Genomic DNA, 6,622 nt, shown 5'->3' with positions numbered 1-6,622 from the left:
TGTCTGTAACGGAAATTTGGGTAGCAGGCCGACCTCGCTTTGCCATGATACCTCCAGCAGCACAGCGGAATTCAGTATCAGGATAGACTATATTTTTGATACTTACTTGCGGAACACCACACTAGGCCTGACATCGCTTTTCCGGCGGAGCCTTGCGCATCGATCGGTGAAAACGTAGCGTCTGTCGTATCCCCCCGTTGTCCATCGTGACGGCGGGGGGATTTTCGTATTTGCTGGCTGGACGCGCGAAGGGGAAAGTCATGGCGTTGGCATGCGGTACCTGGCCGAGAGGCGCCGTGCTCTGAGGCCGGTCGGTCGCGGGAAGAGGGCCTACGACAATGGTGGTACATCGAGTTTCAGAGCGTAACGTAGGGCGTGCGTCAGGTATACTTAGGTGCTGTGAACGAAGGGTGTCGCCAGGTCGAGGCGATACATGCCGAATTTGCGCCGCTGGCTGCCCCTGGCAACCGCGCCAAGGAAGGTGTGACGGGCATCGTCCGCCGCCGATTGCGATTATTTCCCATGATGCGCTTGAAGACGCTCGGGGCACGCCTGGTCATCGCGACCATCGTGCCCCTTCTGTTGGTTACGGCCATGCTGTACCCGATTTTCCGGACTCACTTGGAGGCACGCCTCGACAGCAGTCGCCATGGTGCGACGACGCTGTTGAACGCCGAATACGATGCTCTATTGCACGACATGAACGAGAGCTTCAATCAGGTGCTGGCGGTGGCCGAACTGCCGATATTGCGACGCCATCTGCGCAACGTGTATGAGGGGTAGCGCTCGAGGATCGGGAAGACACCCTGGAACAATTGGCCGCCGTGCTCGAAACCCTGGCCACCCACTTCGGGCGCTATACGCGTCTGGTGCTCCTCGACACCAGTGGTGAAGAACTGCTCGAGGCTGGCTCGCGCCTGCTGCCGTACCCGACAGGTACCCGATATGCGCGGTCGGGCTTCTTTCAGGGCACCGATCGTTTGTCCTCCCGAGGCCTTTACGTCTCCGCCCCCCGCCTCGGGGAGAGCCGCCGGGAGGGCAAGACGGTCACCACGGCGGTGATCGATATCGCCACGCCGGTATTCGACCATCAGGGACAGCGCCTGGGCATGCTGTTGTTCACTCTGGACTGGCATTACCTCACGGCGAGTCTTCCGCATGCCATCGACAGTGGCGAGGGAGTGCGGGCCGTCATGACGGATAACCAAGGCAAATGGCTGTTGCCCGATACCGACGAGGGAATGCGGTTCGGTGACTCTCTCGCGTTACGCTATCCCCAGGTCTGGCACGACCTGTCGACCCGGCCCCGGGGCGAGATCCTGCTCGATGAGGATCTTCTGCGCTTTCGCACGCAGGACATTCGTGCGATTGCCCAAGGTCACAAGGTGGGCATGATCGTCACCCCACCGGCCTCCCAGCCCTGGCGCTTGGGGATTGTGGTCCCGCGCCCCGGTTTGGCCGGCCTGCTGGCGGAGAATCCCTGGCAGATCGCGGTGATCGGGCTCATCTACCTGCTTGCGGTGGCCGTGGGGGTGCTGTGGGTGCTTAGTCTGCACCGGCAACGCTACTTGCGCCGCCAGGCAATGGAATACTCCCGCGAGGCCCAGCGCCTCGCCAGGGAGTCTCAGCAGTATGCCGGCGAGGTACAGGACCTCTACGAGAACGCGCCCTGTGGCTATCACTCGCTGGACCGCGACGGCCGTATCGTGAAGATCAACCGTACCGAGCTGGAGTGGCTGGGCTACCGCGCCGATGAAGTGATCGATACGCGACATTATCGCGATTTCGTGACTCCCGATACGCGTGCCGCGTTCGACGCTGCGTTTCGGGAGGTGCTGAGCGCAGGTCAGGAGGGGGCCGCGGAGTGTGTCCTCATGTGCCGTGATGGTACCCGCTTGCCGGTGATCATTCAGGCGTCAGCCCATGTCACCGAAGGACGCTTTCAATATTCCCGTGCCACGGTGTTCGACCTGAGCGAGCGCAAGCAGCTCGAGGCGCGTCTCGCGGAGCAGGCCATGGCCGATCCATTGACCGGGTTATGGAATCGACGCTATCTGAAGGGACAGGCAGCCAAGGAAATGGCGCGGGCACGCCGTGGCGGCGCGCCACTGAGCCTGATCGTCGTCGATCTGGATCACTTCAAGTGCATCAACGACACTCACGGCCATGACGTGGGGGATCTGGTGCTGCAATCCTTCGCCGATACCGCGCGCACACAGTTGCGCGAGGGCGACATCCTGTGCCGCATGGGGGGCGAGGAGTTCGTCATTCTGTTACCCGACACGGCTTCCGAGCAGGCCATGCAGGTCGCCGAGCGGTTGCGTATGGCCGTCTCGATCACGCCGGTCGAGGTCGAGACCGAGGTCGTCGCGACGGGGCGCTTGACGTATACCGCCTCGCTGGGCGTGGCGCGTGTCGACCCCGAGGAAGCCTCGCTGGAGCCGGCCATCAAGCGTGCCGACGAAGGACTCTACGCGGCCAAGAACGCGGGGCGCAATCGCGTTCACTGGTACGCCGACTAGCCGCTGTCGGCGGAGCTGCGCGGCGCCTAGCGTACGGCCCGAGCGCTATCCACCAATGTCTAAAGGCACGATGGACACGAATGCTGGATTCTATGTCGGACATAAAGGTAAATTTGTCTAACAAGACAGGCGGAGCCGTACATGTGTCCATCATCTCTTTCCGCGTCGACGGCGCGCCCGGATATCGCCGAGTCGTTGGCCGAGGCGATCTTCAGCGGTCGCTATGCTCCCGGTGACTTGATACCCCGTGAACTGGATCTTTGCGAGACCTTCGGCGTCAGTCGCTCGACGGTGCGTAGCGTCTTGCAGAACCTAGTCTCGGCGGGCTTGTTGGTGCGCATTTCCGGACAGGGCACGCGGGTACGGGAGCTGACCCAATGGCACATGCTCGACCCGCGCGTTACCGAATGGATGGCGCGCTACGCCGAGCCCAACCCGCGTTTTCAGCGTGAAATATACGCCTTCCGTGTGGCGGTCGAGCCGTTCGTGGCGTTTCTGGCGGCCAGCGCGGCGACGGCCACCGACCTGCTGGCCATCGAGCAGGCCTACGACGGCATGGCCCGAAGCCTGGAGACGCCCGATCACTGCTGGGAAGGGCGCTCGCACGACGATTACGATGTAGCGTTCCATGAAGCTATCTTCGCGGCCACCCACAACGTGGTGTGGACGCAGCTCAGCCATGTGCTGAGACCCACGATCACGGTGCTGGTCCAGCGCACCAACCAGAGTGCCGACGAACTCGCCGACAGCATGGAGCGTCATCGCCAGGTGATGGAGGCGATCCGTCTGCGTCAACCCGAACGGGCGCGCGTCTGTGCCCTGGCGGTGCTCGAACGCACGGGCCAGGACCTGGGCATCGACACGGATCCGGCCTCGATGCCGGCGTTGAATTCGGCTTTTTCTCATTGGCAAGGAGACCCCTCGTGAAGATTACCCAGCTCAAGACCTGGCAGGTGCCGCCGCGCTGGCTGTTCCTCAAGATCGAGACCGATGAGGGATGCTACGGCTGGGGCGAGCCGGTCGTGGAAGGCCGTGCGGCGACCGTCGAGGCGGCAGTGCACGAACTGGCCGACTACCTCGTCGGCCAGGACCCGCACCGCATCGAGCATCTGTGGAATACCCTGTACCGTGCCGGGTTCTATCGCGGCGGGCCGATCCTGATGAGCGCCATCGCGGGGATCGACCAGGCCCTGTGGGACCTCAAGGGGCGCGACCTGGGCGTACCGGTGCATCAACTGCTGGGCGGCAAGGTGCGCGACAAGATGCGCATGTACGCCTGGACCGGCGGCGATCGGCCCAGCGATGTGGGTTCGGGTGCCAAGGCACTGGTCGATCAGGGCTTCACGGCGTTCAAGATGAACGGGACGCCGGAAATGCAGATCGTCGACTCGCATCGCAAGGTAGACGAAGCGGTGGCGCGCGTCGCCGAGGCTCGCGAAGCGGTTGGCCCGGACGTGGGCATCGCCATCGATTTCCATGGCCGCGTGCACCGGCCGATGGCCAAGGCCCTGCTGCGCGAGCTCGAGCCCTATCACCCGATGTTCGTCGAAGAGCCGGTCTTGCCCGAGCATCTGCCGAGTCTCAAGCACATTGCCACCGGTCTGGGCTATCCCATCGCCACCGGCGAGCGCCTGCACACGCGCTTTCAGTTCCGTGACCTGCTGGCCGAGGGCATGGTCGATATCATTCAGCCGGACCTCTCGCACTGCGGGGGGATCAGCGAGGGCATGAAGATCGCCACGCTGGCTTCGTGCTTCGACGTCGCGCTGGCTCCGCATTGTCCGCTGGGACCGCTGACGCTGGCCGCGTCGCTGCACGTGGATGCGGTGAACCACAACGCCTTCATCCAGGAGCAGAGCATGGGAATTCACTACAACCGTGACAACGACGTACTGGATTACCTGGTCGACAAGTCGGCGTTGACCATCAAGGATGGCTTCTGCGCGATTCCCGAGGGCCCCGGGCTCGGGGTGGAGATCGACGAAGCTTTCGTCGAGGAACGTGCCAAGGTCGGCCACCGCTGGCGCAACCCGGTATGGACGCATGACGACGGCTCCATCGCCGAGTGGTGAGGCGGCAGGACGCGCGTGACGCTGCCGCTATGTCTCGGTGAGATATCAGTGGGCAGTCGATGATTCGCGCCTGCCCTCAGGCAAACGAGGCGCGATTTTCCTTGCGGTCGATATCGGCCAGCGGGTGGCGCGTCAGGTGCGCCAGGGCCAGGCCATCGGCAGTGAAGAGGTGCGCGCAGGCCGGGTCGAAGGTGAAGCGCACCTCGTCGTGCACGCGATGCGCGACGTTGCCGTCAGCGACCAGGATCCACTCGCTGTCGCCGTGCTCGAGATACAGCGAGGTGACGCCGCCGAGACGTTCGATGACCTGGATCCGGCCCGTCAGCGGCCCCGCCTCGTCGAGCACCAGGTGCTCGGGACGGATGCCCAGCGTCAGCGTGTCGCCGGCGCTGACGCCGTCGCCCGCGACCGGCACCCGGCAGTCGCCGCCGGGCAGCGCCACGTCGACCCCCTCGGCGTCGGCACCGCGCACCTCGACCTCCAGGAAGTTCATTTTCGGCGAGCCGATGAAGCCGGCCACGAAGCGGTTGCGCGGGTGGTGGTAGAGCTCCATCGGCGAGCCGATCTGCTCGACCACGCCGTCCTGCAGCACGACGATCTTGTCGGCCATGGTCATGGCCTCGATCTGGTCGTGGGTGACGTAGATCATCGTCGCGTCGAGCTCCTCGTGGAGCCGGGCCAGCTCGATGCGCATCTGCACGCGCAGCGCCGCGTCCAGGTTCGACAGCGGTTCGTCGAACAGGAAGATGCTGGGGTTGCGCACGATCGCCCGTCCGATCGCCACGCGCTGACGCTGGCCGCCGGACAGCGCGCGGGGCTTGCGGTCGAGCAGGGGCTCGAGCTGCAGGATGCGTGCGGCGGCGAGGACCTTCTCGCGGCGCTCGGCCCTGGGCACCTTGGCCAGGCGCAGGCTGAAGCCCATGTTGTCCTCGACGGTCATGTGCGGGTAGAGCGCGTAGCTCTGGAAGACCATCGCCAGGCCGCGGTCGGCGGGCCCGACCTCGTTGACGCGCTGGCCGTCGATGACGATCTCGCCGCTGGTGGTGCTCTCGAGCCCGGCGATCATTCGCATCAGGGTCGACTTGCCGCAGCCCGAGGGGCCGACGAAGACCACGAATTCGCGGTCCTTGACCTCGAGGTCGACGCCCTTGATGACCTGGGTGCCGCCGAAGTCCTTGACGATGTTGTCGAGTTGTAGCGTTGCCATGGCGGTTTCCTGGTGTTGAGGGTCGGTGGGGGGGCTCGCGTGGCGGTTACCAGAGGGTATAGCCGCCATCCACGACGACGATGGAGCCGGTCATGAAGCTCGAGGCGTTGCTGGCCATGTAGACGATAGTGGGGCCGAGCTCTTCAGGAGTCGCGGCGCGCTGCATGGGCGCGTCGTCGATCCAGCGCGGCTTGAACTTGGGGTCGTCGACCGGCGCCATCGCGGTCTTGACGTAACCGGGGGCCAGCGCGTTGACGCGGATGCCGTACGGTGCCCATTCGGCGGCCAGCGACTTGGTCAGCTGGTGCACGGCGGCCTTGGAGGCGTTGTAGGCGGGCTGCATCTGCGGGCGATTGACGATCATCGCCGAGATCGAGCCGATGTTGATGATCACGCCGCCGCGCGACTGCATCCGCCGGCCGGCGGCCTGGGCGCAGTACCACAGCCCGTGGACATTGATGTCGAAGATCTCGCGCCAGCGTTCGGGCGTGACGTCCAGCGCGGGGGCATGGTGGCAGGCGCCGGCGTTGTTGAGGAAGACATCGACCGGGCCTAGGCTGGCTTCGACCTCGTCGAGCAGAGCATCCGCCGCCTCGGGCTGGGTAATGTCGACCTCCACCGCCATGGCGCGGTGCCCGGCGTCCTCCAGGGCCTTGACCACCTCCAGGCTGCGCTCATGCCCACGGGCGGCGATGGCAACCGCCGCGCCGGCCTCGGCCAGCGCATGGGCGAACGCCTCGCCGAGGCCGCCGTTGCCGCCGGTGACGACGGCGACCTTGCCGCTCAGGTCGAACTGCGACATCACGTTCATGGTTGTCTCC

6 protein-coding genes are annotated in these 6,622 nt (G+C 64.8%); 4 read left to right on the top strand and 2 right to left on the bottom strand.

The window, feature by feature from the left end; all coding sequences use genetic code 11:
* Window positions 1-375 precede the first annotated feature (375 nt).
* The 4 genes from ABGX75_RS16755 to dgoD all read left to right on the top strand — a co-directional run bounded on the left by ABGX75_RS16755 (window position 376) and on the right by dgoD (window position 4,594).
* Complete coding sequence (locus ABGX75_RS16755) at window positions 376-783, top strand: hypothetical protein (RefSeq protein WP_347410928.1); 408 nt, start codon at window positions 376-378, stop codon at window positions 781-783.
* A gap of 41 nt (window positions 784-824) precedes the next feature.
* A complete protein-coding gene (locus ABGX75_RS16750; protein WP_347410929.1) occupies window positions 825-2,522 on the top strand; it encodes a diguanylate cyclase in 1,698 nt (565 codons plus the stop codon).
* Between the two features lie 141 nt (window positions 2,523-2,663).
* A complete protein-coding gene (locus ABGX75_RS16745; RefSeq protein WP_347410930.1) occupies window positions 2,664-3,449 on the top strand; it encodes an FCD domain-containing protein in 786 nt (261 codons plus the stop codon).
* The gene (dgoD, locus tag ABGX75_RS16740) at window positions 3,446-4,594 is read left to right on the top strand and encodes a galactonate dehydratase (RefSeq protein WP_011507908.1); all 1,149 of its coding nucleotides are present in this window, start codon (window positions 3,446-3,448) and stop codon (window positions 4,592-4,594) included. The genes ABGX75_RS16745 and dgoD overlap by 4 nt, the downstream gene beginning before the upstream one ends.
* Window positions 4,595-4,670: 76 nt before the next feature.
* Here the strand turns inward: dgoD and ugpC are convergent, their stop codons facing one another.
* Together ugpC and ABGX75_RS16730 are read right to left on the bottom strand one after the other, a co-directional pair.
* Complete coding sequence (gene ugpC / locus ABGX75_RS16735; RefSeq protein WP_347410931.1) at window positions 4,671-5,801, bottom strand: sn-glycerol-3-phosphate ABC transporter ATP-binding protein UgpC; 1,131 nt, start codon at window positions 5,799-5,801, stop codon at window positions 4,671-4,673.
* A gap of 46 nt (window positions 5,802-5,847) precedes the next feature.
* Window positions 5,848-6,612, bottom strand: coding sequence for an SDR family oxidoreductase (locus tag ABGX75_RS16730; RefSeq protein WP_011507906.1), 765 nt, complete (start codon window positions 6,610-6,612; stop codon window positions 5,848-5,850).
* Window positions 6,613-6,622 lie beyond the last annotated feature (10 nt).

It is taken from the genome of Chromohalobacter sp., from assembly GCF_039830575.1.
In the GTDB taxonomy this organism is placed as follows: Bacteria; Pseudomonadota; Gammaproteobacteria; order Pseudomonadales; family Halomonadaceae; genus Chromohalobacter; species Chromohalobacter israelensis.
Note: the sequence above shows the minus strand (reverse complement) of the source record. Positions and strands in the feature narration are given on the sequence as shown.

Coding starts and splice junctions, on each gene's coding strand:
- ABGX75_RS16745 (WP_347410930.1), top strand. CDS start 2,664: ATGTGTCCATCATCTCTTTCCGCGTCGACGGCGCGCCCGGATATCGCC.
- ugpC (WP_347410931.1), bottom strand. CDS start 5,801: ATGGCAACGCTACAACTCGACAACATCGTCAAGGACTTCGGCGGCACC.
- ABGX75_RS16730 (WP_011507906.1), bottom strand. CDS start 6,612: ATGAACGTGATGTCGCAGTTCGACCTGAGCGGCAAGGTCGCCGTCGTC.